Below are 25,654 nucleotides of genomic sequence, written 5' to 3'. Positions count from 1 at the left end.
TTACCCGAATACGTTCCGTGCCTCGAACCGGATTGCTAGGTTGAGCTCAGTGGCTGTAAAGGCATCACGTGAATTCATAGTTGATGCGCCGCTCGACGTGGTCATGGGGGCGCTCGAGGATGTCAGCGTGCTGGAATCCTGGTCGCCGCTGCATAAAAAAATTGAAGTCGTCGACCGTTATCCGGACGGCCGTGCGCACCACGTGAAAACCACCATCAGAATTATGGGCCTGCGTGACAAAGAGGTGCTGGAATACCACTGGGGCCCGGACTGGGTGGTGTACGACGTCAAGGGGACGGCCCAACAACACGGCCAGCACGTCGAATACAACCTCAAGCCCGAGGGCGTCGACAAGACGCGGGTGCGGTTCGACATCACCGTCGAACCGGCAGGGCCCATTCCCGGATTCGTCGTTCGGCGCGCGATGGAACACGTTCTCGACGCGTCGATCAAGGGGCTGCGCGATCTGGTCGCGCGGGGTGGTCCGGATAAGGCAACGTAATTCGATCTCCATTGCTAATTTGTTAGGCAGTGGCCATACGCGCATCGTCGGAAATTGTCATCGGGGCGCCCCCGGACGTGATCATGGAGGCGCTGGCCGACATGGACGCCGTGCCCTCGTGGTCTCCGTTGCACAAGCGGGTCGAAGTCGTCGACCGATATCCCGACGGCATGCCGCACCACGTGCGCATGACGATCAGGGTGAGCGGCATCGCCGACACCGAAATGGTGGAATATCACTGGGGTCCCGACTGGATGGTGTGGGATGCGCAGAAGACCTCGCAGCAACACGCTCAACATGGCGAATACAACTTGGAGCGCGAGGGCGACGACAAGACCCGGGTCCGATTCAGTCTCACGATCGAGCTGAGGGCACCACTGCCCGGGTTCTGGGTGCGCTCGGCGGGCAACAAAATCCTCTACGCCGCTCTGGAAGGCCTGCGTAAGCGCGTGATGGGCGACGAGGATGCTAAGCAGTCTTGAGTGCGGACAGTCGCCTGATCGCCTCGTCGAGGGTGTCGTCGCTCTTGCAGAAGGTGAAGCGCACCAAGTGATTCCACAGATCGGCATGCGGCGCGGTCGGGTCGCAGAACGCCGACATCGGAATAGCCGCCACACCAACCTTTTCCGGTAGTGCCGCGCAGAACGTCGTGCTGTCGTCGTATCCGAGTGGCCGAGGGTCGGCGCACAGGAAGTAACTGCCGTTACTCTCGTGCACCGCGAAACCGATGTCGGCCAGGCCGGCGGCCAGCCGGTCGCGCCGGGCTTGCAGCGAGCGCCGCAGGTCGTCCACCCAGGCGTCCTCGGTGTCGAGCGCCAGCGCGACCGCGGGCTGGAACGGCGCCCCGCCGACATAGCTAAGGTACTGTTTGGCCGCGCGCACACCGGCGATGAGTTGTGCTGGACCGCAAGCCCATCCGATCTTCCAGCCGGTGCAGTTGAACATCTTGGCCGCGCTGGAGATGGTGATGGTGCGCTGCGCCATGCCGTCGAAACCGGCCAGCGGCAGATGACGATGGCCGTGGGGCGAAGAATACACCAGGTGCTCATACACCTCGTCGGTGATCACCAAAAGGTCTGCGGCCACCGCGATTTCGGCGATCGCCTCCAGTTCGGCTGCGCTCAGCACGGCGCCGGTCGGGTTGTGCGGCGAGTTGACGATGAGGGCCCGGGTCTTTGGTGTCACCGCCCGCCGCAGCGCGTCGGTGTCCAGCGCGAAGCCGCGGCCGTCGGAAACCAGCGGTACGGCGGCGCGGTGTGCGCCGGCCATCGCGACCACCGGCGAGTAGGAGTCGTAGAAAGGCTCGATCAGCAGTACCTCCGAGCCCGGCTCGACCAGGCCGATGACCGCCGACGCGATGGCCTCGGTGGCCCCGACCGTCACCAGCACCTCGGTGTCGGGGTCGTAGTCGATGCCGAAATGCCGCTTGCGCTGCGCCGCGACGGCCTGGCGCAGCGGCGCGATGCCGATCCCGGGCGGGTACTGGTTGGCGCCGTCGGCGATCGCGTCTTGTGCGGCCTTCAACATCGCCGGGGGTCCATCCTCGTCGGGAAAGCCCTGACCCAGGTTCACCGCGCCGATGCGCGCGGCCAACGCCGACATTTCGGCGAACACCGTGGTCGCGTAGGGCCGCAATCGCGACACCGTCATGGTCGTCGAGCTTAGGCGGACGTCGGCCGGGTGTGCGGCCAGCCGCACCTTCGACATCGAGTGTGCGGCCGGACGCACACTCGTCCCGGCGGTTACCAGACCGGGGCCGACTTGCCCAACCAACAGGTTGGCCGGGCGCCCCTGTTAGGGTGCACCTAGACGGACCCGAAACCCCATTTTGCGAACAGGAAGTCGACATGTCCGAAGAAGCCTTCATCTATGAGGCCATCCGCACACCCCGCGGGAAGCAACGCAACGGATCGCTCAACGAGGTAAAGCCGCTGAACCTGGTCGTCGGCCTGGTCGACGAGCTGCGCCGGCGTAATCCCGACCTGGACGAGAACCTGATCAGTGACATGATCCTGGGCGTGGTGTCCCCGGTCGGTGACCAGGGTGGCGACATCGCCCGCACCGCGGTGCTGGCCGCCGGGCTGCCCGAGACCACCGGCGGTGTGCAGCTGAACCGGTTCTGTGCCTCGGGTCTCGAGGCCGTCAACACCGCCGCGCAGAAGGTGCGTTCCGGCTGGGACGACCTGGTCCTGGCCGGTGGTGTCGAGTCGATGAGCCGTGTCCCGATGGGCTCGGACGGCGGCGCCTGGGCGACCGACCCCGAGACCAACTACCAGATCGGCTTCGTGCCGCAGGGTATCGGCGCCGACCTGATCGCGACCATCGAGGGCTTTAGCCGTGAGGACGTCGACGCTTATGCGTTGCGCTCGCAGGAGAAGGCCGCCGAAGCCTGGTCGGGAGGCTATTTCGCCAAGTCGGTCGTGCCGGTGCGTGACCAGAACGGTCTGGTCATCCTCGACCACGACGAGCACATGCGCCCCGACACCACGATGGAGGGCCTGGCCAAGCTGAAGACCGCGTTCGACGGCATCGGCGAGATGGGCGGCTTCGACGACGTGGCGCTGACGAAGTACCACTATGTCGAGAAGATCAACCACGTGCACACCGGCGGCAACAGCTCCGGCATCGTCGACGGCGCCGCGCTGGTGCTGGTCGGCTCGGAAGCCGCGGGCAAGTCCCAGGGCCTGACCCCGCGGGCGCGCATCGTGGCCACGGCCACCAGCGGTGCGGACCCGGTCATCATGCTCACCGGCCCGACGCCGGCCACCCGCAAGGTGCTCGACCGTGCCGGCCTGACGATCGACGACATCGACCTGTTCGAGCTCAACGAGGCATTCGCGTCGGTGGTGCTGAAGTTCCAGAAAGACCTCAACATCCCGGACGAGAAGCTCAACGTCAACGGTGGTGCCATCGCGATGGGCCACCCGCTGGGCGCCACCGGCGCCATGATCACCGGAACCATGGTCGACGAGCTCGAGCGCCGCAACGCGCGTCGCGCGCTGATCACGCTGTGCATCGGTGGCGGCATGGGTGTCGCGACCATCATTGAGAGGGTTTAAGGCAATGCCAGAGACCAAGCTAGAGAACACCATCCAGTGGGGCAAGGACGCCGACGGCATCGTCACGCTGACGCTTGACGACCCCACCGGGTCGGCCAATGTGATGAACGAGCACTACAGCGCGTCCATGCACAATACGGTCGAACGTCTTGCGGCAGAGAAGGATTCGATCACCGGTGTGGTTATCACCAGTGCGAAGAAGACCTTCTTCGCCGGTGGCGACCTCAAGGCCATGATCAACCTCGGTCCGGAGAATGCCGGTGAGGCGTTCGACACCGTCGAGTCGGTCAAGCGGGACCTGCGCGCCCTGGAGACCCTGGGCAAGCCGGTGGTGGCTGCCATCAACGGTGCCGCGCTCGGCGGTGGCCTGGAGATCGCGCTGGCGTGTCATCACCGAATCGCGGCCGATGTCAAGGGGAGTCAACTCGGGCTGCCCGAGGTAACGCTGGGCCTGCTGCCCGGCGGCGGCGGGGTGACCCGCACCGTGCGGATGTTCGGCATCCAGAATGCGTTCATGAACATCCTGTCGCAGGGCACCCGCTTCAAGCCGGCGAAGGCCAAGGAGATCGGACTGGTCGACGAGCTGGTCGGCTCGGTCGACGAACTCGTCCCCGCCGCCAAGGCGTGGATCAAGGCCAACCCCGACTCGCACGAACAGCCTTGGGACAAAAAGGGTTACAAGATGCCCGGCGGCACCCCGTCCAGCCCCGCGCTGGCCGGCATCCTGCCGTCCTTCCCGGCGCTGCTCAAGAAGCAGCTCAAGGGTGCGCCGATGCCGGCGCCGCGAGCAATTCTGGACGCGGCCGTCGAGGGCGCGCAGGTGGACTTCGACACCGCCAGCCGCATCGAGAGCCGCTACTTCACCCAGCTGGTCACGGGTCAGGTCGCGAAGAACATGATCCAGGCGTTCTTCTTCGATCTGCAGTACATCAACTCCGGTGGATCGCGTCCCGACGGGATCGAGCCGGTGAAGATCAACAAGATCGGTGTGCTGGGCGCGGGCATGATGGGCGCCGGTATCGCCTACGTTTCGGCCAAGGCTGGTTACGACGTGGTGCTCAAGGACGTCAGCATCGAGGCCGCCGAGAAGGGCAAGAACTACTCGGAAAAGCTTGAGGCCAAAGCACTTGAGCGTGGCAAGACCACCGAGGAGAAGAGCAAGGCGCTGCTGGGCCGCATCACGCCGTCGGCCGACCCCGCCGACTTCAAGGGTGTCGACTTCGTGATCGAGGCCGTGTTCGAGAACCAGGACCTCAAGCACAAAGTGTTCCAGGAGATCGAGGACATCGTCGAGCCCAACGCACTGCTGGGATCGAACACCTCGACGCTGCCGATCACCGGTCTGGCGACCGGCGTGAAGCGCCAAGAGGACTTCATCGGGATCCACTTCTTCTCACCGGTCGACAAGATGCCACTGGTCGAAATCATCAAGGGCGAGAAGACTTCTGACGAAGCGCTGGCTCGGGTGTTCGACTACACGCTGGCGATCGGCAAGACCCCGATCGTCGTCAACGACAGTCGCGGCTTCTTCACCAGCCGCGTGATCGGCACGTTCGTGAACGAGGCGCTGGCGATGCTGGGCGAGGGTGTGGAGCCCGCCAGTGTCGAGCATGCTGGTTCGCAGGCCGGCTACCCGGCGCCGCCGCTGCAGCTGTCCGACGAGCTCAACCTGGAGCTGATGCACAAGATCGCCACCGCCACCCGCAAGGGTGTCGAGGACGCGGGCGGCACCTACGAGCCGCACCCGGCCGAGGCCGTCGTCGAGAAGATGATCGAGCTCGGCCGTCCGTCTCGGTTGAAGGGCGCGGGCTTCTACGAGTACGTCGACGGCAAGCGGACCCGCCTGTGGCCGGGCCTGCGGGAGACGTTCAAGTCGGGCAGCGCGGAGATTCCGTTGCAGGACATGATCGATCGGATGCTGTTCGCCGAGGCGCTGGAAACCCAAAAGTGCCTCGACGAGAACGTGTTGACGTCGACTGCCGACGCCAACATCGGATCGATCATGGGTATCGGGTTCCCGCCGTACACCGGTGGTAGCGCGCAGTTCATCGTCGGCTACTCCGGTGCGGGCGGTACGGGCAAGGAAGCCTTCGTGGCGCGGGCCCGTGAGCTGGCCGCCAAGTATGGCGACCGCTTCCTGCCGCCGGATTCGCTGGCCTGAGTTCCGTTCGAGCATTTCGCGAAAGCCCTCGAAACAGCGTGGTTTCGGGGGCTTTTCGCGGTGGCTCATTGTGTCGAACGTCCGCGTATTCCTTGTGCTCCATCAGTCGTACATCACTCGTATCGCCCTTGTTTGCAACGCATTCATTGAGCGCTGTCCTGCCGACACCGGCGGGGCGCTGGTAGGGATCTGCTGTGAGCGAACGTGGCATCCCAACCCATTCCGGCTCGCCCCGACGAGAGCTAGAGTCGCTAACCATGCGCTTTGGTTTCTTCATTCCGCAGGGCTGGCGGATGGATCTGGTAGGCATCGACCCGGCGAAACACTGGGCGGTGATGCGGGACTTGGCCTCCTACGCCGACGGCAGCGCCTGGGACTCGGTGTGGGTCTACGACCACTTCCACACCGTCCCGATGCCGAGCGCCGAAGCGACGCACGAGGCTTGGTCGTTGATGTCGGCCTACGCCGCGACCACGTCACGGGTCAAGCTCGGCCAAATGTGCACGGCCATGAGCTACCGCAATCCGGTCTACCTCGCCAAGGTGGCGGCCACCGCCGACATCATCTCCGGCGGTCGCATCCAGATGGGCATCGGCGGCGGCTGGTACGAACACGAGTGGCGCGCTTACGGTTACGGGTTCCCATCGGCCGGCGTGCGATTGGGCCGCCTCGACGAAGGCGTGCAGATCATGCGCGACGCCTGGCGTGATGGCAAAGTCAGCTTCGACGGCAAGCACTACCAGGTCGACGGTGCGATCGTCGAGCCGAAGCCGTTGCAGGACAATGGTATTCCGCTGTGGATCGCCGGTGGGGGCGAGAAGGTGACGCTGCGCATCGCGGCGCAGTACGCGCAGTACACCAACTTCACGGCGGAGCCCGAGGCGTTTGCCCAGAAGTCGGAGGTGCTCGCCGGGCATTGCCGCGACGTGGGCACCGACTTCGACGCGATCGTGCGTTCGGCCAACTTCACCGCCATCGTCGGCACCTCCGAGTCCGAGGTCAAAGACCGCCAGCAGCGGGTGCGCGACCGGCTGGTCGACTATGTGCCTGAGTCCCTGGCGGATTCGATGACCGGTAGCCTTCCCGACTCGGCGATGGGCACCACGGAACAGGTGATCGAGCGGCTGGCCAAGGTCCGCGATCTCGGCTGCGAATACGCGATCGTCTATTTCCCCGAGGCCGCCTACGACCGATCCGGCATCGAGTTGTTCGAGCGGGAAGTCATTCCCGCCCTGGGCTAGCCCGCTCAGACGTCGCTGGTGGTGTACCTCGTCTTGACCGGAGGTGCGGCCAGCAGCGGCGGCAGCTGGGTCACCTTGCCTTCGCCGGCGCGAAACGCGCGGTAGGCCTCGTCGGCGTCGACCGACTCCCACTCTTCGTAGATGATCCAGTGGGCTTCGTCGGCCTCATCGACCCAGACGTCAGTGCGGAGATTTCCCTCGAACGCCCGAGTGGTTTCCAGCGTGCGCCCCATCAGTTCACGCCCGGCACCGACCTCGTCGGGCTTGAACTTCAGTTCCAGCAGCACTATTACCGTCATCGTCGTCTCCTCGCATCGTCACTGTGTGCCGCTCGCCGCGAGCACACCGTTGAACCTACGGTCGACCCACTTGCCGAAGTCGGGCGCCTCCGGAATCTGGTCGGAGGCCGCGAAAAGATCGGCCAGGCGTTGTTCGGCGGCCACCACCTTGTCGTCGAGGGGGACGGGCAGTCGCCCCACCCTCGCCGCCGCATCATATGAGAATGAGGTTTCCACTTTTCGGAAGGCTGTTATACGGTTCAGTCAGAATTGTTCTTTTGGTGCACCCGCGCACGTTCCTGGAGGACCCCTCAATGCAGAAGGCACTCGCTCCCGAGATCTCGACCTGGCCCGACGAGAACCCGCAGCTGATCGGCAGTCGATGCGGTGATTGCAGTGCCACCACCTTCCCGGTGCAGCAGCGGTGCCCGCGCTGCAGCGGCGGCTCGATGAGCGACGTGCTGTTGCCGCGGACCGGAACCGTGGTCGCCTGGACGACCCAGGGTTTCCCGCCCGGGGCCCCCTACGCCGGTCCGACCGGCAAGGACTTCGTGCCGTTCGGCGTCGGTCTGGTGCAGCTCGGCGACGTGATCCGGGTCGAGGGGCGGCTGACCGAGAACGACCCGGCCAAACTGCAGTTCGGCCAGGAGGTCGAGCTCACGATGGTGCCGTTCACCACCGACGCCGACGGCAACGAGATCATCACGTTCGCCTTCCAGCCGGTCTAGATCAGGAGAATCCGAGATGACTAACGACGTCGCCATCATCGGCGTGGGCTTGCACCCCTTCGGCCGGTTCGAGAAGACCGCAATGCAGATGGGCGCCGAGGCCATCCAAGCCGCGCTCACCGACGCGGGTGTGGGGTGGAAGGACATCCAGTTCGGATTCGGCGGCAGCCACGAGGTGTCCAACCCCGACGCGGTGACCCGCCTGGTCGGGCTGACCGGCATCACCTTCACCAATGTCTTCAACGCGTGTGCCACCGCGGCCAGCGCCATCCAGCAGACCGCCGACACCATTCGGCTGGGCAAGTACGACATCGGCATCGCCATCGGCTTGGACAAGCACCCGCGCGGGGCGTTCACCGACGACCCGGCGAAGCTGGCGCTGCCGCAGTGGTACGCGCAGAACGGACAGTTCGTCACCACCAAGTTCTTCGGCATGAAGGCCAACAAGTACCTGCACGACCACAACATCTCGCAGGAAACCCTGGCGCGGGTGGCCAACAAGAACTTCCGCAATGGCGCCTTGAATCCGAATGCCTTTCGGCGCAAGGAGATCTCGGTCGACGAGATCCTCAACTCGAACGTGCTCAACTACCCGTTGACCCAGTACATGTTCTGCGCGCCCGACGAGGGGGCGGCGGCGGTCATCATGTGTCGCGCCGACATCGCACACAAGTACACCGACAAGCCGGTATACGTACGTGCCTGCGAAATCCGCACCCGCACGTTCGGTGCTTACGAGGTGCACGCCACGTTCGCGCCCTTGGATGAGGACGTCTCGCCGACGGTGTACGCGTCCAAGGCGGCCTACGAAGCCGCGGGCGTCGGGCCCGAGGACGTCGACGTCGCCCAGCTTCAGGACACCGATGCCGGCAACGAGGTCATCCACATGGCCGAGACGGGCTTGTGCGCCGACGGTGAGCAGGAGAAGCTGCTGGCCGACGGTGCCACCGAAATTCACGGCTCGATGCCGGTGAACACCGATGGCGGGCTGATCGCCAACGGCGAGCCGATCGGTGCGTCGGGGCTGCGGCAGGTGCATGAGCTGGTGCGTCAGCTGCGCGGCGAGGCCGGCGACCGTCAGGTGCCGGGCAACCCCCGGGTCGGCCTGGCGCAGGTGTACGGCGCTCCCGGAACCGCGTCAGCGACGATCCTGTCGCTCTAATATCCTTCGCCGAGCGTGCAGCCACTGCGAGAAATCGCCGAAAATCGCGCAGTCAGAGCACGTTCGGCGCCAGGGACGACGACCAAATCGCAGCTCCGGCTAGCCAACATATTCAGGTAGTGCGATGCTGTCGCGGAATTCGCTTCGAACCACCCACTCGGCCAGCCGCGGAATGTTGAGCAGTCTGGACGCCAGATTGCGGGTCCACACACCCAGCGCCGTCTTTGGTGCGAAGGTCGTGGCGAATCCGCGCGCCGACCGCTGTCTGGCCTCGACGATCGGGCGCAGCTGCCTTTCATAGCTGCGAAACGCATCCTGGTGATCGACCCCCGCGCGATTCAGTTCGCCCGCCAAGATGTAGGCCTGCACCATCGCCAGACCGGCTCCCTCACCCGCTAACAGGGAGACGGCGGCCGCGGCGTCGCCGATAAGCGCGACCCGTCCGTGCGACCAGCGATCCATGATGATTTGGCTGACCCGGTCGAAGTACACCTCGGAGGCTTCGTCGAGCTTGCGCAGGATCTCCGGGCACTCCCAGCCCGCGTCGCCGAAAACCTGGTGCAGGGTTGTCTTCGCCTGTGACACATCCTGCGGGTCCGGGCCGCTCATGCGATCGGTCGTGAAGACGAATAAAAACATCGTCTTCTCGCCGCGCATCGCGAATCGAGCGACCATGCGCCCGGGCATGGTGTAGGCGAGGTAGACGAGTTCGTCACGCGGCTGATAGCCCTCGACTTCGAATGCCGCGACTCGGTAGCCGAGATCGGTCGCAAATCTCGCCTCCGGCCCAAACACCAAGTGCCGCACCGGTGAATGGACGCCACCCGCGCCGATGAGCAGTTCGAACTGCCGGGATCCGCCCCGCTCGAGTGTGACCCGTACGCCCGAGTCATGTTGCACGATGGCCGAGATGCTTTCACCGAAAAGGGTTTCGGTGCGGTGGTCGATAGAGCGGTAGATCATGGTCGCCAGATCACCACGGGGAATGGTGACGAACCTGCCGTCGAGGTTTTGCCGGAACAGCTCGGCCGAAAATCCCCCCACGCGTCGCGAATTTTGGTCCACGAGCCGCATTTCGCGCACCGCATAACCGGCGGCATGCAATTCGGCGGTGAGCCCCATGCGCTCGGCAACGGCGTATCCGCCGCCCCAGAAGTCGACGGCATAGCCACCGGTGCGCAGTCGCGGAGCCTTCTCGATAAGGGTTGGTTCGTGGCCGTAACGCGACAGCCAGTACGCGAGCGTTGGGCCGGCGATGCCGGCACCGACAACGGCGATCTTCATGCGCCCACCTCGGTAGCGGATGAGTAGTAGTGTCTACTATAGCACTATGCAATAGTTGCATACAGATACAAATTGGAGCGCGAACACGTTTTTCCGCCGAGCGTGCAGCCACTGCGAAAAATCGCCGAAAATCGCACAGTCAGAACACGTTCGGCGCCAAGGGCGCTGAAGTCGCCGTCAGATCGCCGGTCCCAGAAGGTCATCCGCGTCGCGGATGATGTAACCGTAGCCCTGCTCGGCCAGGAAACGCTGCCGGTGCGCGGCGTATTCGGCGTCCAGGCTGTCGCGGGCGACCACGGAGTAGAAGATGGCGCCGCCGCCGTCGGCCTTGGGGCGCAGTAGCCGGCCCAGCCGTTGGGCCTCCTCCTGTCGCGAGCCGAACGTTCCCGAAACCTGTACCGCCACTGAGGCTTCCGGTAGGTCAATAGAGAAGTTGGCCACCTTGGACACCACTAGCGTCGAAATTTCGCCGGTGCGAAAGGCGTCGAACAACGCCTCGCGCTCCTTGGTCTTGGTGGAGCCCTGGATCACCGGGGCGTTCAGCTCGGCGCCGAGCTCGTCGAGTTGGTCGAGGTAGGCGCCGATCACCAGTGTCTGCTCGTTGGGGTGTTTCGCCAGAATCGACTTGACCACAGCGATTTTGGTGTGCACCGTCGAGCACAACTTGTAACGCTCTTCGGGTTCGGCGGTGGCATAGTTCATGCGCTCGCTGTCGGTCATCGTGACCCGGACTTCGACGCACTCCGCCGGCGCGATCCAGCCCTGCGCCTCGATGTCCTTCCACGGGGCGTCGTAGCGCTTCGGGCCGATCAGCGAGAACACGTCACCCTCGCGGCCGTCTTCGCGGATCAGCGTGGCCGTCAGGCCGAGGCGTCGTTTGGACTGCAGGTCGGCGGTCATCCGGAACACGGGCGCGGGCAACAGGTGGACCTCGTCGTAGACGATCAGTCCCCAGTCGCGGCTGTCGAAGAGTTCCAGATGCGTGTATTCGCCTTTACTGCGGCGGGTGATCATCTGGTAGGTCGAGATGGTGACCGGCCGGATTTCCTTGCGCTCGCCCGAGTATTCGCCGATCTCGTCCTCGGTGAGCGAGGTGCGCGCGATGAGTTCGCGTTTCCATTGCCGGGCCGCGACGATGTTGGTGACCAGGATCAGCGTCGTCGCACTGGCCTTGGCCATCGCGGCCGCGCCGACCAGCGTCTTGCCGGCGCCGCACGGAAGCACCACCACCCCGGAGCCGCCGGCCCAGAACGAGTCCGTGGCCAGCCGCTGGTAATCGCGTAGCTCCCAGCCCTCCTGGTCCAGGGTGATCGGATGTGCCTCGCCGTCGACATACCCGGCCAGGTCCTCTGCGGGCCAACCGATCTTGAGCAGCATCTGCTTGACCCGGCCGCGTTCGCTGCCGTGGACGATGACGGTGTCGTCGTCGATGCGGGCACCCAGCATCGGCGCGATCTTCTTGTTGCGCAGCACCTCTTCGAGCACCGCGCGGTCCAGGCTCACCAGGGTCAGCCCATGCGCCGGGTTCTTGACCAGTTGCAGCCGGCCGTAGCGGGCCATCGTGTCGACGATGTCGACCAGCAGCGGCTGCGGCACCGCGTAGCGCGAGAAACTGACCAGCGCGTCGACGACCTGCTCGGCGTCATGCCCAGCGGCGCGGGCGTTCCACAGCGCCAGGGGCGTGATGCGATAGGTGTGCACGTGTTCGGGGGCGCGCTCGAGCTCGGCGAACGGCGCGATGGCGGCACGCGCCGCGTCGGCCAGCTCGTGGTCCACTTCCAGCAGCACCGTCTTGTCGGACTGCACGATCAATGGTCCGTCAGTCAATGGCGCCGCTCCTCCTCGTCGCGCTCCGGGTCCCTGGCCGCCGCGCGGCAGGGGGTGCTCCGCGCCCGTTGTCGGTGCGGGTCATCTGTCCATTATCCGTTGTCCGCCGACACCACCGACGTGATGCGGTGGATCGCGAAGTCGCGCAACCTTCCCAACGCCGAATCGAACGCCACCAGCTGCCCGCCCCGGACGGCGATCGGCGACACCATCCGCTGGCTGGCCACGCCCGCGGCATCGAGGTAGCCGATCACCAGCGTGTCCTGATTCTTCGCCGCATCCGCCAGCAGCGAAATCGCGGCTGCCGGGTCGACGCGGCTGCTGCCGAACGGCGCGGTGGTCACCTTACGCAGCACCGAGACCACCGCGTTCAGCGTCTCGGTGTTCGGCCGCGGTGCCGGGCGGTAGGGCCGGCGCTGCTGCGGCGTGGGCACCCGTGCCCGCAGCGGACGGACGTCGACGATGGCACCGGTGGAATCTTCGGCGGCCGGCGCGAATCCGGCGGCCCGCAAGGTGGCCAGCATCTCGGCGATCGGCGCGGGAGAGACGGCCACCGTCGGGGCCAGTGCCCGCAGTTGCAGGTCCTCGCCCGCCGCGACCGCCTGGGCCAGCAGCGCTGGGTCTTCGCAACGCACGAACGAGGCGGCCATGCCGATGCGAAGCTGGCCGTGGCGCCGCGCAACGTCATCGATGAGATACGTAAGTCCTTGCGGTACCGGTGTTTTAGAGTGTTCGGCGAAAAATGCGTGCATCCAGTCGCGGGTCTTGCCGACGTCGAGCGCATGGCGGATCGACTGCTCGCTGATGCGGTACACCATCGCCGCCCCGGCCGATTCGACGTTGGCCACGGTCGCCAGTTCCTCGGCGAGGTCGCGTTGCAGCGGCCCGGGCACCACGACGGTCAGGTCGGCCTGCATCAGGAAGTGGTCGATCGGTTTGGGCAGGGCACGCGCCATCGCGTCGACCGTGGCGGAGAAGTCGATGGTTTCGGCCAGCAGCGCGCGGCCGGGTGTGCTGATCGCCCCGCGGCCCACCAGGCCCAGCGCGTGGCTCTCGGCCAGCAGATCGGCCAGCGGCCCGGGCTGCAGCCGCCGGGTCCAGCGTGGGCGCCGCCAGATCAGCGACGCCGACGCCGTGGACGCATCGACGCCGGCGCCCGCGGGCAGGTCGGCGAGCATGCCCAGCAGCAGCCGCCGGTCCAGTGGAGCCGCCGTGGAGTACAGCGAATCCGACAGGGCCGCATAGGGTTTGCCGTCCGGGCCGCGGCCGCCGATCAGCGCCGGTCGGCCCGGAAGATCGAGCCAGGCGCTGGCCAGCAAGTGCCACCGCTCGGCGGCGGACATCGCGGCGAAGCGGTCGGCGGCCACCGTCGGCGCCCAGTACAAACCGTCGGCGTTCTCCGGCTCCGGATCGGGCGTGCCATTGGCGATCAGCCCGGCCGCGGCCGCCACCTCGAGCACCAGGCCCAGCCGCGGCTCGTCGATGCCGGTTGCCTTGGCCAGTCGCTTGACCTCGCGTATTCCCAAACCACCGCTGCGCAGCTCGGAAACCGGTGTGGTGCCAAGGCTTTCCAGCAGCACGTCGAACTCACGCAGCAGGTCGATGACGGCGCCGGCGGCCGAAGCGTCGACATCATCGGATGTCGTCGTGGATACCACCGGGTCGGGTTGAGTCAGCTGCATCGGGCCGGGCTGTTCGCCGCGCAGCACCTGTGCGACGTGGCGGGGCAGGATGACCGTCTCAGCGTCGACCCGGCGCAGCAGCCCCATCGCCAGCAGCTGGGGCACCGGCCGATCCGCCGGGGCGCCGGGCGCGGCGTCACGGGTGCGTCCCATCGGAGAGCCTTCGAGCAGCTTGTCCAGCACCTCCTGCTGCGCCTGGTTGAGCCCGTTGATCAGCTCCGCAATCTGCTCGCCGGTGCGTGAGGCGTCCTCGAGCGTCACCTGCCCCGGATGCCAGGGCAACGCCATGCCGGCGTCGGCGGCCATCCGCGTCGCGACGTCGCCCCACACCAGGGCCCGCCGCCGCAGGTCGTCGAGCGCGTCGATCACGTCGGCCTCGGGAGCGCGGTCGTCGATGAGCGCCAGCAGCTTGGCGGTCGGCACCGGCGTGCTGTCCGCATGCAGCACCAGCAGGGCGTCGAGCACCGCCAGCCGAAGGAAGTCGAGCTCGTCGGTGGCAGCCTTGACCGACTGCCGCGCCCCGGCGCGCGCGGCCAGGGCCGCGATGTTGCCGGGTGGCGGCTGGGCAAGGTCCGGCCGTAGTTCCAGCAGTTGGATCAGCCGCTCGTCGGGCAAGTCGGCCAGCCAGGACCCCAGCGGGATATCCGGGGTGTTGTCGGTCATTGCTGACCAGCGTAAAGCAGCTTGCGGGTGGTCCGGCGACGACGACTGTGCACCAGGGCCTGCTGGCGGCTGTGGGGAAGAAATCTCCGAGGCCGACTAGCGCCACGCGCGCGGGCAGGACCTGTCAGAATGTACGGCGTGGCTGACATTGCTGAGGGCAAGGCGGGCAAAACCAGGTACGTCGACAACGGCTGGCCGACGACGGACCCCGACGACCATGCGGTAAGCGAGCTGGTGACCGATCGCACGGGTGCGCTGTCGCCATTCGGCGACCTGGTGTTCCCGGTGGAATCCGATCACCTGCCCTACGTTCACCCGGTTACGGTCATCAACCGGTAGGCATCCCTCCGATGGCTGGGGCCTCCGGGGCTGCTTCCAGACCTGAACAGGTCTGGCAAGCGCAGCAATCCCGCTCGGACGCACTGTCGCACCTCGATGAGCACGGCGCGGCACACATGGTCGATGTCAGCGAAAAGGGAGTCACCAAGCGCACCGCCGTTGCCGCGGGCGCGTTGCGCACCACCGCGCACGTCGTCGCGCTGATCTCCAGCGGTGGTCTGCCCAAGGGCGATGCGCTGGCGACCGCTCGGGTGGCAGGCATTCTGGCAGCCAAGCGCACCAGCGACCTGATCCCGCTGTGCCACCAACTCGCGCTCACCGGAGTGGACGTCGATTTCACCGTGGGGGAGTCGGACATCGAGATCGTCGCAACGGTGCGCAGCACCGACCGCACCGGCGTGGAGATGGAGGCGCTGACCTCTGTCAGCGTGGCCGCGCTTACGCTTTACGACATGATCAAGGCGGTTGACCCGGCGGCCCGTATCGACGATGTGCGCGTGCTCCGCAAGGAGGGTGGCAAGACCGGAAGTTGGGTGCGCTGATGGGCGAGCGGTCCGCACGGATCATTGTCGCGTCGACTCGGGCCTCGGACGGTGTGTACACCGACAAATGCGGCCCGATCATCGCTGAATGGCTTGAGCAGCACGGATTTTCGGCCACAGAACCTGAAGTGGTCGCCGACGGGAACCCGGTCGGAGAGGCGCTGCGCAACGCACTCGATGACGACGTCGACGTCATTCTCACCACGGGTGGTACCGGGATCTCGCCGACCGACAGCACCCCGGACCAGACCGTCGCGGTGGTCGACTACATGATTCCCGGCCTGGCCGAGGCGATCCGCCAATCCGGGTTGCCCAACGTGCCGACTTCGGTGCTGTCGCGCGGCGTGTGCGGCGTGGCCGATCGGACGCTGATCGTCAACCTGCCCGGCTCGCCCGGCGGCGTACGTGACGGCCTGGGAGTGCTTGCCGACGTGCTCGACCACGCCCTCGACCAGATCGCGGGCAAAGACCACGAGCGATGACGGTCGTCCTGCGTGCGGCGATGACCGACCGTCCGATCTCTCTGGCCGAGCATGAAGAACTGGTAGGCCATCGCTCCGCTGGGGCCATCGTCGGGTTCGTCGGCATGATCCGTGACCACGACGAAGGGCGCCGGGTGGTGCGGCTCGAGTACTCCGAGCATCCGTCGGCCGCGCAGGTGATGGCGGAGGTGGTGGCCGAGATCAGCGAGGCTTCCCACGGCGTGCGCGCCGTCGCGGCCAGCCATCGGATCGGTGTGCTGCACATCGGCGAGGCGGCATTGGTTGCCGCGGTTGCCGCCGATCATCGACAGGAAGCGTTCGCCACCTGCGCCCAGCTGGTCGACACCATTAAGGCGCGGCTACCGGTCTGGAAGCACCAGTTTTTCGACGACGGAACCGACGAATGGGTGGGTTCGGCCTAGCGCCGTCTGTTCAGCGCCGGCCCGCCCGCGTCAGTTGACGGGGGCAGGCTGCGCCAGCGAGTCCAGGGCGTCGTTGCCGTTGACGTCCTCGCCGCGGATCGCTTCCCACAGTTTCTGCGTGTAGCCGACCTTCGTGGCCTGTTGCACGGCGTCGGCGGGCGGCGGTGCGTCGGCGGGCGGCGGTGCGTCAGCCGGAGGCGGTGCGTCGGCGGGCGGCGCCGGTGGCAGCGCGTCCGCGGGAGGCGGCGCGTCGGCAGGAGGCGGTGCGTCGGCGGGCGGTGCCGGTGGCAGCGCGTCAGCCGGAGGCGCCGGCAGATCCGCCGGAGGCGGCGCTGGCAGATCCGCGGGGGGCGGTGCCGGTTGATCGAAGGACGCCAGCTGCACCGGCGCGGGCGGCGGTGCGTCGGCGGGCGGCGGTGCGTCAGCCGGAGGCGGTGCGTCGGCGGGCGGCGCCGGTGGCAGCGCGTCCGCGGGAGGCGGCGCGTCGGCAGGAGGCGGTGCGTCGGCGAGGCGGAAGGGGAAGAAAGAAGAGAAAGCCGGCGGCGGGGCCAGCGGGCCGTTCAGCCCGGGCAGGTCCAAGCCCGCCGGAGCCGGAAGGACCTCGCGCGGGGTCGGGGCCGACAGCCCGGTGCCGCACACGGGCCATGCACCGCGGCCCTGCGTCGCGAGAACTCGCTCGGCGACGGCGATCTGCTGCTCCTTGGTGGCCAGCTGGGCCGACGGGGCGTATTCGCCCCCGCCGTGCGAGGCCCACGTGCCGGCGTTGAACTGCACGCCGCCGTAGTAGCCGTTGCCGGTGTTGATTCCCCAGTTGCCACCCGATTCGCAACGGGCTACCTGATCCCATTCGCCATCCGTTGCCGCGGCTGCTTGACCAGCCATGGCAATGCTGCCGCCACCAAGTACCGCCCCCGTGAAGGCGATCTTGGCGACGCTGATGTTGGATGTCGAGGGCTTGCGGTGACGTCCACTCATACGCGCCGAATATTTCCTCTCGTGACGCGCCTGCGAGGTCAGCTGTCGGGTTCGGGTTCAAGAGGTCACCCGGCTTCCGTCGTCTCGCGAGAGCCGACGTCGGCTTCACCCCAAGGAGTCGCACGCGACCCCAGTCCGGCGGACCGGTGGGTCCCCCGTCTCCATCCAGATTTCGGTGTCCCCCGCCCATTGGATGGAGCTCGGCGCTACGGGTGAGGGAGGACCGCCGCTCGGTTGATCTTGGCGAGCCTTCGGAGACGGTAGCGGGTTCTGTCGACTCCGTCACTTTCTGCGAAACTCGGCGTTTCCCGCACGGACATCTTCGAAAGACGCAGGAGCACCTGGGATTTGCCCAGCTCACCACAACCCGATATCGGGCCGTGTCCGGGCCGTTATCATTCCGTTACGTGAGCTATCTCACAAAATTAGCCGCCGGCGAAGGGGGGTAACACGTCGATCGTGTTACCCGAGCGCAACGGTTTGGTTTCGTCGCGGACCGCGATGCCATCGCAGAGGTACGAGCAGCGATCCAACACGGTTGCAAGGCGGGTACCCGTAGCGGCGAGCTTTTCAACCAACTCGGCCACCGTGGCGCCCGCGCGCAGCACCACCGTTTCCGATTCGGCTCCGGAGGCCGCCCGTGCGGCGGCGAAGTAGCGGATCGTCACCTCGATGCTGTCGGTGTCCTGGAGGTCCAGGGGAAGTTCAGCCACCGATCGCGCTCATCGGGCGGTCAGGCTGGATGAAATTCGGGTTGTTGATCCCGTGGCCGGCGGGCTTGGCCCACATCGCGGTGCGCCAAGCCAACTCGATCGCGTCGTCGGACGCACCGCCGCGTAACAGGCCGCGCAGGTCGGTCTCGTCGGCGGAGAACAGGCAGCTGCGGATCTGGCCGTCGGCCGTCAGCCGGGTGCGGTCACACGTCCCGCAGAAGGCGTGCGACACCGAGGCGATGACACCGAACTTTCCGGCGGGCGTATTCGGGCCGGTGTCCACCAGCCACAGCTCGGCAGGCGCCGAACCGCGCGGCGCGGGGTCCGGGCGCAGCCGGAAGTGCGGCCGCAGCGCCGCCAGAACGTCGTCGGCCGTCAACGCGGCCTCCCGGCGCCACTCGTGCCCGGCGTCCAGCGGCATCTGCTCGATGATCCGCAACTGATAGCCGTGTTCGAGGCAGAACCCCAGTAGCTCCACGACATCCTCGCGACCGGTGGCGGGATCCAGCACCGCGTTCACCTTGACCGGCGCCAGCCCTGTCGCCTGGGCGGCGGCCAGGCCGGCCACCACATCGGCGAGCCGGTCCCGACGAGTGATGGCCGCGAAGCGATCCCGGTTCACGCTGTCCAGCGAGACGTTGACGCGGTCCAGCCCGGCCGCGGCCAGCTTGGCCGCGCGTCGCGCGAGCCCGACGGCGTTGGTGGTCAGCGAGATCTCCGGACGGGGCCGCAGTGCCGCCACTGCCGCGATCACGCCTTCGAGGTGGCGGGACAACAGCGGCTCACCGCCGGTGAACCGCACGCTGGTGATGCCGAGCCGGGTGACGGCGATGTGCATCAGCCTGGCCAGCTCCTCGGGCCGCAGCAGCTGCTCGCCGGGCAGCCAGTCCAGGCCTTCGGCAGGCATGCAGTAACTGCACCGCAGGTTGCAGCGATCGGTCAGCGATATGCGCAGATCGGTGGCGGCCCTGCCGTAGGTGTCGAGCAGTGGGCCGTCCGTTGGCATCCCGGCAGCGGGCGCGCCGCCGGTCAGACTCGGCACCGTTGGTAGACCCAGTGCGGTCAGCGTCATGCGGGCACCCGCGCGAATTGTGCCGTCGACCCCACCGGAACGATCTCCTTGCCCAGCGGCATCAGCGACACCGGGATGAGTTTCAGGTTGGCCAGCGCCAGCGGTATGCCGATGATCGTCACCGCCATGGCCGCAGCGCTCACCAAATGGCCGATCGCCAGCCAGATGCCGAACAGCAGCACCCAGACGACGTTTCCGATCAGGGCGCCGGTCCCGGCGGTCGGTTTGTCGACGATGGTCCGGCCGAATGGCCACAACGTGTACGAGGCGATGCGCAGCGCGGCGAACCCGAACGGAATCGTAATGATGAGCAAGAAGCTGATGAGCGCCGCAGCGAGGTATCCGACGGCCATCCAGAGGCCGCCGAATATCAGCCAGATTATGTTCAGAACCAGGCGCATATCACCTCCAGCAGTAATGCCAGCCTAGCGAGTGAGAAGGAAACGGGGGTGCTGGTCCGGCAACCACCCGAGTAGGATCTGAATCCGCATCGCGTCCTGCACAGGCGGGACGCTTCTTATGTTGTCCATTCCTAGACATTTCCTTCAGACAAGCAGGTGAGACCAGTGCCGACCGGCAAGGTTAAGTGGTACGACGCCGAGAAGGGGTTCGGCTTCCTATCGCAGGAAGACGGCGAGGACGTCTATGTCCGTTCGTCGGCGTTGCCCGAGGGCGTCGAGGGGCTGAAGACGGGGCAGAAGGTGGAATTCGGGTTGGCTTCCGGCCGGCGCGGACCGCAGGCGCTGAGTCTCAAGCTGATCGACCCACCGCCCACCCTTGCCAAGACGCGGCGCGAGGCACCCGCTGTCGATCACAAGCACAGTCCCGACGAGCTGCACGGCATGGTCGAGGACATGATCACCCTGCTGGAGGGCACCGTGCAACCCGAGCTGCGCAAGGGGCGCTACCCCGACCGCAAGGTCGCACGCCGCGTCTCCGAGGTGGTCAAGGCCGTGGCCCGGGAGCTCGACGCCTAGCACCGCCGGTTCTCCTCTGGAGTAGCAGAATGACGACATGGCCAGCTATGTCGCCGGTGCCGGGGAATTCACCCGCGACACCAACTACATCAGCACCCGCATCACCGCCGACGGACGCGACGGCTATCCGGTCGAGCCCGGCCGATATCGGCTGATCGTCGCCCGCGCCTGCCCATGGGCGAACCGCGCGATCATCGTGCGGCGACTCCTGGGTCTGGAAGATGTTCTCTCCATTGGGTTTTGCGGCCCCACGCACGACCAGCGCAGTTGGACCTTCGACCTCGACCCGGGCGGTATCGACCCGGTGCTGGAGATTCCGCGGCTACAGGACGCCTACTTCAAACGCTTCCCCGATTACCCCAAGGGCATCACCGTCCCGGCGATCGTCGACGTCCCGACCGGTGCCGTCGTCACCAACGACTTCGCGCAGATGACGCTGGATCTGTCCACCGAGTGGACCGCCTACCACCGCGACGGTGCACCCGAGCTGTATCCCGAGCGGCTACGCGCCGAGATCGACGAGGTCAACAAGAGGATCTATACCGAGATCAACAACGGGGTATACCGGTGCGGTTTCGCCGGCTCGCAGGACGCCTACGACGCCGCCTACGACCGGTTGTTCGCCACGCTGGATTGGGTGAGCGATCGCCTCACCGATCAGCGATACCTGGTGGGCGACACCATCACCGAGGCCGACGTGCGACTGTTCACCACGCTGGCCCGCTTCGACCCGGTGTATCACGGGCACTTCAAATGTAACCGAAGCAAACTGAGCGAGATGCCGGTGTTGTGGGCCTACGCGCGGGACCTGTTTCAGACGCCGGGCTTCGGCGACACCATCGACTTCGTGCAGATCAAACAGCACTATTACATCGTGCATGCCGACATCAATCCGACCCGCATCGTGCCCAAGGGGCCGGAACTGGCGAGCTGGCTCACCGCGCAAGGCCGAGAGGCCTTGGGTGGCAAGCCTTTCGGTGATGGAACGCCGCCGGGGCCGCCGGTCGACGGCGAGCAGGTGCCCGCCGGCCACGGCGCCTGACATCCCCGACGTGCCTGTCGCCGGGCGCCTAACGCCTTCGGGATGGTGCCCGCCGAAGGCACCCCTGAGTCTCCATGCAATCTCCACGCTGCCTCCAAGCGTCGGGCGTGCGGACGCGAAAGCATCTCTGTAGTTACCCATCGAGCCGCTAACCGGTTCTAACTACAAGGAGTTATCGCATGAGGCAATACCTGATCACCACTGGCTTGGGACTAGCTGCCGCCGCAGTCCTGTTGTCGGCCCCGACGGCCTCGGCCGCCCCGGCAGTCGGCCACGTCGACCGGATCGACGGCACCGCTGCCGCCATCAGGTACGCGCGCAAAACACCGGTCGACCCGCAGGTGCGAGACACACCCGGATCCAATCGCCGGGTGGAACTCGCCAAAGATCGTCCGAGGCACTCCGGGGGAAACACGCCGAAGAAGAATTAGCACCAAGCGACGCCCGCGAACGCGGCCCAACGGCATCGGCAACACGTTTGGTTGTTGCGCCGCGTTCCACCAATCGGGCCCGCCGGTGACGGTCAGTATCGCAACGATTTTCGCGCCGCTGTTTGCACCAGTTGATGATTTCCGTCTTCATTCGTAACTGAAAAGCTCCGTTGCCGAGCGCAATTCGCGGTGCAGCCGCGCCGATGACACAGGCGAGCGCGGGACCATCCCCCAGACTTCCCGGTATCAGGGCCGGAAGACTCACCATTTTTTGGCGAGGACACACGCACACAAAGAAAGAACTACGACATGCCAGAAATGAAGACCGATGCCGCGACACTAAGCGCGGAAGCGGAGAATTTCGACCGCATCTCCAACGAACTCCGACACGTCATCCACCAGGTGGAGTCAGCCGGTGCGGAGTTGGCGCCACAGTGGCGCGGTCAGGCTGGAGACGCCGCGCAGCTCGCGCTGGCGCGCTTCCGCGATGCGGGCCAGATCCAGGTCAAGGAACTCGGCGACATCACCGGCAACATCCAGACCGCCGGAATTCAGTACACCTCGGCCGACGACGAGCACGCCAGCTCGATGTCGTCGCAGATGGGCTTCTAACCCCCACCACCAACACCTCAAGAAACGGAGTACACGAAATGTCAGAACAGTCATGGAATTTCGCAGGTATCGAAGCCGGCGCCAGCACCATTCAGCAAGGGGTCACAGCGACCCAGGGTCTGCTCGACGAAGGCAAGGGCTCGCTGACCAAACTTGCTGCGGCGTGGGGCGGTAACGGCTCGGAGGCCTACCAAAACGTTCAGCGGCGCTGGGACGAGTCCTCGGCCGAACTGAACAGCGCCTTGCAGGGCCTTGCCAGCAGGATCACCGAGGCCAGTCAGTCGATGGCGCAGACGGAATCCGGTGTCGCCGGGATGTTCGCCTAGCACAGCCCAGCACCAAACGAGCACGAGATGGGGCGAGTTCGGCGCGAGCCGAGCTCGCCCCATCGTGTAGTCCCGCCCGGAATCTCCACACAATCTCCATCCGGCATCCAAGCTTGGCGCACCCGGGCACGGAAAAATTCCAATCACAAGATGAGACCAACAAATATGAAAGGACTATCGCGGTGACATCTTCGATTGCTGGCAGTTCTTATCTAGCATCGAACTTTTTCGACGATGCGGCGTCCGTCGCTTCTGCCGCCGGCGGAGCTGCGACCACTAGTTCGACTTACGCCTGGGCCATGGGAATCCATGATTTTGGCTTTATTACTAAGTCTGTTATTTCAGGAATATTCGCGGCAATCGACGGAGAGTGGGCGACTGCCGGGCTCAACTTCGCCGCGGCCGGAGGCAAAATCGCGTGGTTCCTAAAGGGGCACCAGTATGGTTTCAAAGAAACCTTTGAGAAGGCCAAAAAAGACGCTCTGACACCGGGTGCGCCGACGTTCATCCTCGACATGTGCCTGGTCTGGGTCGGGGTAATGGACTTCTTCGGGGGAGTTGGTACGGCCGAAGACGGGATCGAGTTCAAACTCGGCGCATCCCTGTTCGAGACCGTCCAAGCGCAGCTGGAATTGGCTTTGGCAGACGCGAGCAGGTGGAAGGGCGCCGCGGCGGAAGCGTTCAAAGAGCAGGTAACCGAACTGCTGGCTATCGCGTTGGAAATGGAAGACCTGGATCGGCAGACGCGGGACCGGATTGCTGAGCAAGCCGACGAAGTAAAGCGCTATCACCTCATTATCGCTTCGGTACTGGCGGGCATCGTCTTCGCGCAAGGTGTCGCGATCCTGCTCTACAAATTTCTTGGCCCCGTGTCATCGTTTGTTTTCCAAATGAGCTTCGCCGCGACGTCGATCGGCATGGTCATCCCCGCGGGCAAGTGGGAGAAGACGTCGTCCGATGGGGTCAAAACCCAAACTCGGCCGCTCGTCGACGAGTACGCAGCGGCGTTGGCGCGGTCGGAGAAACTCGGCGGCGAATTCGCTGGGGTCGTCTTCCCCGAGGCGCAGCAGACCACGGTCGGCAGTTTCGACAGCGACATGACCGGGGCGTCGGCCCTGGATGGCGAGGCGCCGACCCTGGCCTCGTTGGCCGGCATGCCCGGCGCCAACATCTCAGAGCTGCAACGCGTCATGCTGAGCACCCTGAGCGACGAGGATAGCCCAACGGCCAGCCCGGCGGAGGCGCCGAGCGTGGCGGATGACGGCACGCCAGTCGCCGCGTCGTTCGGCCTGCCCGCCGCCCTGGGCCGGGGGATGAATCGGTTGGTCGCGATGTCAGGGACGGCCGCCGAGATTTCGTCGGGCCTGTCCAAGCACCTCGATGTCGTCGACCAGGTGACCAGCCAGGTCGAGAAGATCTCGGGGATGGCTCAAGACTGGCAGGCGGCCGCGACCCCCGCCGAGGAGGACACCCCTGCCCAGGACGCCGAAACCGCTGGGGCCGCAGCAGGTTCCGAGTCGGCCGAACGCGCCCCGGTGACCTTCGCGGTGGCCAACGCCGCACCCGTGACAGGGCCGGCACCGCTTGCCCCGCAGCCAACCACGATTCCAATCGAAGCGGAGGCCGATCGATGAACACGCTAGTCATCCGACCGCAGGACCTTGAAGAGGCGGCGAAACACCTGGACGAGGCATCGGCGAAAGCCCTAGAAGCGTCGGAGGTGACCACGGATATCGAAAGCGAGCTCAGGAAAACGCACGGCCTGTACAGCTTGCCTTCGAGTAGCGAGTTCGACAGGGCCAACAAGGTACGCCGCAAAGCAGCCGTCTCCATTGCCGTGGTAGCCAACAACCTCGCGGCGAAGCTTCGCTACGCCGGATACCTCTACGACGGCGCCGATGAATTGTTGGCTTCGAACCTCGACAAGCAGTTGCTGCCCAACGATTTTCAGCAAGGTTGATTCGATCGCATCAAATGAAAGGATATTCACGTGTACAGCACATCCTATGTGGACGCTCACGGGACTGGTGATCTGTTTGCGGCACTTGACTTTTCAGGCGGGGTCAGCGCCGAGTCCGACGACTCGAGCGCAGCCTATGACATGCCGGTGGCCGGTGCGGCAGACACTGAGGAGCCGGTCTACAGCTTTGAGGAATACCTCGGCGCCGAGCCGGTCCAGGACACCGATACCGGGATCGCGGCGCTGGCCCACGACTGCGGCCAGCCACGCCACACCGACGACTCATCGACGGAGTTGATGGTCACGGTGACCAACCCGCCGGAGTCGGTCACGGTTGTGGCCTGCGCGAGCGGGCGCCTGCACCAGATTGAGGTGTGGCCGAAAGCCACCGGAATGAGTGGATCCGAGCTCGCCGAGGAGATTCTGATCATCGCCGATTTGGCACACCACCAAGCACGGGCCCGCCAGCGGGAGCTTTTAGTCCGCGACGCCCCGGTGCCGGACCTCCTCGACAACATCGGGGTCGACGGCACGCAGGCGGTGCATGAATTCGTACAGAGCATGGGGCTGCCGACCCCGCAGCAGGCCGCCGCGGCCACCGCGTCGGTGTTCGCCACCCGATACGCCGGCGGTGCTGACTGGTAGCAGGCCGGGCAGCCCGATTTCGACAGCGAAATACGATGGGAGACAGGATGATGACTCGACCACTGCTGGTGGACACCCATGGCCTGGCGAACGCGGGCAGCACGCTTGGGGACTTGGCGTTTCCCGCGCCGCCGCAGACGCTCGGGCCGGCCGGCGGGACCGATCTGGTGTCGGTGGCGGTCACCGAGACGGTGTCCGCCCTGGAAGCACCGGTTGTAGACGGATTGCCGGCCGCACAGGTCGCCTTGAATCGAACCGCGGCCAACTTGACCGCCGCCGCGGGCAGGTATGCGCGAACGGATCACCTTATGGGCCAACGCATCAGGGCTTTGCAGTTGGCCCTCGCCAAGGCCACATCGACCGGCACATGCGAACATGCGACTCAGATTTTTTGACGAAATATGTTGTACTGCTGTGCGTTTCAGCACGAAGCTCCACCAGAACCTCCCCGCAATCTCCACACCGCCTCCAAGTTGCGAACACCCGAATGGGGAAGCATTCCTATCACAGGCAGGCCAACAAACGTGAA

General features: G+C 65.8%; 30 protein-coding genes and 1 riboswitch. Of the genes, 20 read left to right on the top strand and 10 right to left on the bottom strand.

The window, feature by feature from the left end:
* Window positions 1-49 precede the first annotated feature (49 nt).
* Together MAAFP003_RS23230 and MAAFP003_RS23225 are read left to right on the top strand one after the other, a co-directional pair.
* Entirely contained in the window at window positions 50-502 is a 453-nt protein-coding gene (locus tag MAAFP003_RS23230) for an SRPBCC family protein (RefSeq protein ID WP_096290025.1), read from the top strand.
* A 29-nt stretch (window positions 503-531) separates the two neighbouring features.
* On the top strand, window positions 532-984 hold the full coding sequence (locus MAAFP003_RS23225) for an SRPBCC family protein (RefSeq protein WP_096290024.1): 453 nt from the start codon (window positions 532-534) through the stop codon (window positions 982-984).
* Here the strand turns inward: MAAFP003_RS23225 and MAAFP003_RS23220 are convergent.
* A complete protein-coding gene (locus tag MAAFP003_RS23220; RefSeq protein ID WP_096291360.1) occupies window positions 971-2,152 on the bottom strand; it encodes a pyridoxal phosphate-dependent aminotransferase in 1,182 nt (393 codons plus the stop codon). The two genes, MAAFP003_RS23225 and MAAFP003_RS23220, sit on opposite strands and share 14 nt — an antisense overlap.
* Window positions 2,153-2,349: 197 nt before the next feature.
* On the opposite strand from MAAFP003_RS23220, the gene MAAFP003_RS23215 reads away from it, so the two are divergent.
* The 3 genes from MAAFP003_RS23215 (at window position 2,350) to MAAFP003_RS23205 (ending at window position 6,963) form a co-directional block, all read left to right on the top strand.
* Window positions 2,350-3,561: an acetyl-CoA C-acetyltransferase gene (locus tag MAAFP003_RS23215; protein ID WP_096290023.1), complete on the top strand. Its 1,212-nt coding sequence runs from the start codon at window positions 2,350-2,352 to the stop codon at window positions 3,559-3,561.
* Between the two features lie 4 nt (window positions 3,562-3,565).
* Window positions 3,566-5,722 carry a 3-hydroxyacyl-CoA dehydrogenase NAD-binding domain-containing protein gene (locus MAAFP003_RS23210; RefSeq protein ID WP_096290022.1) on the top strand — a complete coding sequence of 719 codons (2,157 nt, stop codon included), beginning with the start codon at window positions 3,566-3,568 and terminating at the stop codon, window positions 5,720-5,722.
* A gap of 257 nt (window positions 5,723-5,979) precedes the next feature.
* Window positions 5,980-6,963: an LLM class F420-dependent oxidoreductase gene (locus MAAFP003_RS23205; RefSeq protein ID WP_096290021.1), complete on the top strand. Its 984-nt coding sequence runs from the start codon at window positions 5,980-5,982 to the stop codon at window positions 6,961-6,963.
* A gap of 5 nt (window positions 6,964-6,968) precedes the next feature.
* Here MAAFP003_RS23205 and MAAFP003_RS23200 read toward each other — a convergent pair whose 3' ends face one another.
* Window positions 6,969-7,262 carry a putative quinol monooxygenase gene (locus tag MAAFP003_RS23200; protein WP_096290020.1) on the bottom strand — a complete coding sequence of 98 codons (294 nt, stop codon included), beginning with the start codon at window positions 7,260-7,262 and terminating at the stop codon, window positions 6,969-6,971.
* An 18-nt stretch (window positions 7,263-7,280) separates the two neighbouring features.
* Window positions 7,281-7,442: a hypothetical protein gene (locus MAAFP003_RS29280; RefSeq protein ID WP_165796479.1), complete on the bottom strand. Its 162-nt coding sequence runs from the start codon at window positions 7,440-7,442 to the stop codon at window positions 7,281-7,283.
* A 113-nt stretch (window positions 7,443-7,555) separates the two neighbouring features.
* Here MAAFP003_RS29280 and MAAFP003_RS23195 point away from each other — a divergent pair, with 113 nt between their 5' ends.
* Together MAAFP003_RS23195 and MAAFP003_RS23190 are read left to right on the top strand one after the other, a co-directional pair.
* Window positions 7,556-7,969, top strand: coding sequence for a Zn-ribbon domain-containing OB-fold protein (locus MAAFP003_RS23195; RefSeq protein ID WP_096290019.1), 414 nt, complete (start codon window positions 7,556-7,558; stop codon window positions 7,967-7,969).
* Window positions 7,970-7,985: 16 nt separating this feature from the next.
* Window positions 7,986-9,131, top strand: coding sequence for a thiolase family protein (locus MAAFP003_RS23190; protein WP_096290018.1), 1,146 nt, complete (start codon window positions 7,986-7,988; stop codon window positions 9,129-9,131).
* A 99-nt stretch (window positions 9,132-9,230) separates the two neighbouring features.
* On the opposite strand, the gene MAAFP003_RS23185 is transcribed toward MAAFP003_RS23190, so the two are convergent.
* The 3 genes from MAAFP003_RS23185 to MAAFP003_RS23175 form a co-directional block, all read right to left on the bottom strand.
* Window positions 9,231-10,415, bottom strand: a complete 1,185-nt coding sequence (locus tag MAAFP003_RS23185; RefSeq protein ID WP_096290017.1) for an FAD-binding domain — start codon at window positions 10,413-10,415, stop codon at window positions 9,231-9,233.
* A 177-nt stretch (window positions 10,416-10,592) separates the two neighbouring features.
* Window positions 10,593-12,242, bottom strand: coding sequence for a DNA repair helicase XPB (locus tag MAAFP003_RS23180; RefSeq protein WP_096290016.1), 1,650 nt, complete (start codon window positions 12,240-12,242; stop codon window positions 10,593-10,595).
* A gap of 92 nt (window positions 12,243-12,334) precedes the next feature.
* On the bottom strand, window positions 12,335-14,587 hold the full coding sequence (locus MAAFP003_RS23175; RefSeq protein WP_096290015.1) for a helicase-associated domain-containing protein: 2,253 nt from the start codon (window positions 14,585-14,587) through the stop codon (window positions 12,335-12,337).
* Window positions 14,588-14,725: 138 nt separating this feature from the next.
* Here MAAFP003_RS23175 and MAAFP003_RS23170 point away from each other — a divergent pair, with 138 nt between their 5' ends.
* The 4 genes from MAAFP003_RS23170 to MAAFP003_RS23155 are packed head-to-tail and all read left to right on the top strand — an operon-like array spanning window position 14,726 to window position 16,372.
* Window positions 14,726-14,926: a hypothetical protein gene (locus MAAFP003_RS23170; RefSeq protein ID WP_096291359.1), complete on the top strand. Its 201-nt coding sequence runs from the start codon at window positions 14,726-14,728 to the stop codon at window positions 14,924-14,926.
* An 11-nt stretch (window positions 14,927-14,937) separates the two neighbouring features.
* On the top strand, window positions 14,938-15,468 hold the full coding sequence (moaC, locus tag MAAFP003_RS23165) for a cyclic pyranopterin monophosphate synthase MoaC (RefSeq protein WP_096290014.1): 531 nt from the start codon (window positions 14,938-14,940) through the stop codon (window positions 15,466-15,468).
* The gene (locus MAAFP003_RS23160; RefSeq protein ID WP_096290013.1) at window positions 15,468-15,950 is read left to right on the top strand and encodes a MogA/MoaB family molybdenum cofactor biosynthesis protein; all 483 of its coding nucleotides are present in this window, start codon (window positions 15,468-15,470) and stop codon (window positions 15,948-15,950) included. Before moaC ends, MAAFP003_RS23160 begins: the two co-directional genes overlap by 1 nt.
* A complete protein-coding gene (locus MAAFP003_RS23155) occupies window positions 15,947-16,372 on the top strand; it encodes a molybdenum cofactor biosynthesis protein MoaE (RefSeq protein WP_096290012.1) in 426 nt (141 codons plus the stop codon). Before MAAFP003_RS23160 ends, MAAFP003_RS23155 begins: the two co-directional genes overlap by 4 nt.
* A gap of 30 nt (window positions 16,373-16,402) precedes the next feature.
* On the opposite strand, the gene MAAFP003_RS23150 is transcribed toward MAAFP003_RS23155, so the two are convergent.
* The 4 genes from MAAFP003_RS23150 to MAAFP003_RS23135 all read right to left on the bottom strand — a co-directional run bounded on the left by MAAFP003_RS23150 (window position 16,403) and on the right by MAAFP003_RS23135 (window position 19,533).
* Complete coding sequence (locus MAAFP003_RS23150) at window positions 16,403-17,347, bottom strand: transglycosylase family protein (protein ID WP_096290011.1); 945 nt, start codon at window positions 17,345-17,347, stop codon at window positions 16,403-16,405.
* An 11-nt stretch (window positions 17,348-17,358) separates the two neighbouring features.
* Window positions 17,359-17,535, bottom strand: a riboswitch (cyclic di-AMP (ydaO/yuaA leader).
* Between the two features lie 237 nt (window positions 17,536-17,772).
* Entirely contained in the window at window positions 17,773-18,060 is a 288-nt protein-coding gene (locus MAAFP003_RS23145) for a MoaD/ThiS family protein (protein WP_279304552.1), read from the bottom strand.
* Complete coding sequence (gene moaA, locus MAAFP003_RS23140; RefSeq protein ID WP_096290010.1) at window positions 18,053-19,132, bottom strand: GTP 3',8-cyclase MoaA; 1,080 nt, start codon at window positions 19,130-19,132, stop codon at window positions 18,053-18,055. The genes MAAFP003_RS23145 and moaA overlap by 8 nt, the downstream gene beginning before the upstream one ends.
* A complete protein-coding gene (locus tag MAAFP003_RS23135) occupies window positions 19,129-19,533 on the bottom strand; it encodes a YccF domain-containing protein (RefSeq protein ID WP_096290009.1) in 405 nt (134 codons plus the stop codon). Before MAAFP003_RS23135 ends, moaA begins: the two co-directional genes overlap by 4 nt.
* A gap of 165 nt (window positions 19,534-19,698) precedes the next feature.
* On the opposite strand from MAAFP003_RS23135, the gene MAAFP003_RS23130 reads away from it, so the two are divergent.
* The 9 genes from MAAFP003_RS23130 to MAAFP003_RS23090 all read left to right on the top strand — a co-directional run bounded on the left by MAAFP003_RS23130 (window position 19,699) and on the right by MAAFP003_RS23090 (window position 25,520).
* Entirely contained in the window at window positions 19,699-20,109 is a 411-nt protein-coding gene (locus MAAFP003_RS23130; RefSeq protein WP_085221888.1) for a cold-shock protein, read from the top strand.
* 37 nt (window positions 20,110-20,146) lie between these two features.
* Entirely contained in the window at window positions 20,147-21,151 is a 1,005-nt protein-coding gene (locus MAAFP003_RS23125) for a glutathione S-transferase family protein (protein ID WP_096290008.1), read from the top strand.
* A 179-nt stretch (window positions 21,152-21,330) separates the two neighbouring features.
* A complete protein-coding gene (locus MAAFP003_RS23120) occupies window positions 21,331-21,582 on the top strand; it encodes a hypothetical protein (RefSeq protein ID WP_096290007.1) in 252 nt (83 codons plus the stop codon).
* Window positions 21,583-21,891: 309 nt separating this feature from the next.
* Window positions 21,892-22,194: a WXG100 family type VII secretion target gene (locus tag MAAFP003_RS23115; RefSeq protein WP_096290006.1), complete on the top strand. Its 303-nt coding sequence runs from the start codon at window positions 21,892-21,894 to the stop codon at window positions 22,192-22,194.
* 38 nt (window positions 22,195-22,232) lie between these two features.
* Complete coding sequence (locus tag MAAFP003_RS23110) at window positions 22,233-22,520, top strand: WXG100 family type VII secretion target (protein WP_096290005.1); 288 nt, start codon at window positions 22,233-22,235, stop codon at window positions 22,518-22,520.
* A 113-nt stretch (window positions 22,521-22,633) separates the two neighbouring features.
* Complete coding sequence (locus MAAFP003_RS23105; RefSeq protein ID WP_133160885.1) at window positions 22,634-24,154, top strand: EspA/EspE family type VII secretion system effector; 1,521 nt, start codon at window positions 22,634-22,636, stop codon at window positions 24,152-24,154.
* The gene (locus MAAFP003_RS23100; RefSeq protein ID WP_096290003.1) at window positions 24,151-24,480 is read left to right on the top strand and encodes a type VII secretion target; all 330 of its coding nucleotides are present in this window, start codon (window positions 24,151-24,153) and stop codon (window positions 24,478-24,480) included. The genes MAAFP003_RS23105 and MAAFP003_RS23100 overlap by 4 nt, the downstream gene beginning before the upstream one ends.
* A 30-nt stretch (window positions 24,481-24,510) precedes the next feature.
* Window positions 24,511-25,125: a hypothetical protein gene (locus MAAFP003_RS23095; protein WP_096290002.1), complete on the top strand. Its 615-nt coding sequence runs from the start codon at window positions 24,511-24,513 to the stop codon at window positions 25,123-25,125.
* Between the two features lie 50 nt (window positions 25,126-25,175).
* Complete coding sequence (locus tag MAAFP003_RS23090) at window positions 25,176-25,520, top strand: PE domain-containing protein (RefSeq protein ID WP_165796478.1); 345 nt, start codon at window positions 25,176-25,178, stop codon at window positions 25,518-25,520.
* The last annotated feature ends 134 nt before the right edge of the window (window positions 25,521-25,654 follow it).

This window comes from Mycobacterium ahvazicum (genome assembly GCF_900176255.2).
Taxonomy (GTDB): domain Bacteria; phylum Actinomycetota; class Actinomycetes; order Mycobacteriales; family Mycobacteriaceae; genus Mycobacterium; species Mycobacterium ahvazicum.
Note: the sequence above shows the minus strand (reverse complement) of the source record. Positions and strands in the feature narration are given on the sequence as shown.

Coding starts and splice junctions, on each gene's coding strand:
- MAAFP003_RS23200 (WP_096290020.1), bottom strand. CDS start 7,262: ATGACGGTAATAGTGCTGCTGGAACTGAAGTTCAAGCCCGACGAGGTC.
- MAAFP003_RS23120 (WP_096290007.1), top strand. CDS start 21,331: ATGAGGCAATACCTGATCACCACTGGCTTGGGACTAGCTGCCGCCGCA.
- MAAFP003_RS23210 (WP_096290022.1), top strand. CDS start 3,566: ATGCCAGAGACCAAGCTAGAGAACACCATCCAGTGGGGCAAGGACGCC.
- MAAFP003_RS23160 (WP_096290013.1), top strand. CDS start 15,468: ATGGGCGAGCGGTCCGCACGGATCATTGTCGCGTCGACTCGGGCCTCG.
- MAAFP003_RS23205 (WP_096290021.1), top strand. CDS start 5,980: ATGCGCTTTGGTTTCTTCATTCCGCAGGGCTGGCGGATGGATCTGGTA.
- MAAFP003_RS23215 (WP_096290023.1), top strand. CDS start 2,350: ATGTCCGAAGAAGCCTTCATCTATGAGGCCATCCGCACACCCCGCGGG.
- MAAFP003_RS23150 (WP_096290011.1), bottom strand. CDS start 17,347: ATGAGTGGACGTCACCGCAAGCCCTCGACATCCAACATCAGCGTCGCC.
- MAAFP003_RS23110 (WP_096290005.1), top strand. CDS start 22,233: ATGTCAGAACAGTCATGGAATTTCGCAGGTATCGAAGCCGGCGCCAGC.
- MAAFP003_RS23185 (WP_096290017.1), bottom strand. CDS start 10,415: ATGAAGATCGCCGTTGTCGGTGCCGGCATCGCCGGCCCAACGCTCGCG.
- MAAFP003_RS23220 (WP_096291360.1), bottom strand. CDS start 2,152: ATGACGGTGTCGCGATTGCGGCCCTACGCGACCACGGTGTTCGCCGAA.
- MAAFP003_RS23125 (WP_096290008.1), top strand. CDS start 20,147: ATGGCCAGCTATGTCGCCGGTGCCGGGGAATTCACCCGCGACACCAAC.
- MAAFP003_RS23155 (WP_096290012.1), top strand. CDS start 15,947: ATGACGGTCGTCCTGCGTGCGGCGATGACCGACCGTCCGATCTCTCTG.
- MAAFP003_RS23135 (WP_096290009.1), bottom strand. CDS start 19,533: ATGCGCCTGGTTCTGAACATAATCTGGCTGATATTCGGCGGCCTCTGG.
- moaA (WP_096290010.1), bottom strand. CDS start 19,132: ATGACGCTGACCGCACTGGGTCTACCAACGGTGCCGAGTCTGACCGGC.
- MAAFP003_RS23175 (WP_096290015.1), bottom strand. CDS start 14,587: ATGACCGACAACACCCCGGATATCCCGCTGGGGTCCTGGCTGGCCGAC.
- moaC (WP_096290014.1), top strand. CDS start 14,938: ATGGCTGGGGCCTCCGGGGCTGCTTCCAGACCTGAACAGGTCTGGCAA.
- MAAFP003_RS23115 (WP_096290006.1), top strand. CDS start 21,892: ATGCCAGAAATGAAGACCGATGCCGCGACACTAAGCGCGGAAGCGGAG.
- MAAFP003_RS23100 (WP_096290003.1), top strand. CDS start 24,151: ATGAACACGCTAGTCATCCGACCGCAGGACCTTGAAGAGGCGGCGAAA.
- MAAFP003_RS23190 (WP_096290018.1), top strand. CDS start 7,986: ATGACTAACGACGTCGCCATCATCGGCGTGGGCTTGCACCCCTTCGGC.
- MAAFP003_RS23090 (WP_165796478.1), top strand. CDS start 25,176: ATGACTCGACCACTGCTGGTGGACACCCATGGCCTGGCGAACGCGGGC.
- MAAFP003_RS23195 (WP_096290019.1), top strand. CDS start 7,556: ATGCAGAAGGCACTCGCTCCCGAGATCTCGACCTGGCCCGACGAGAAC.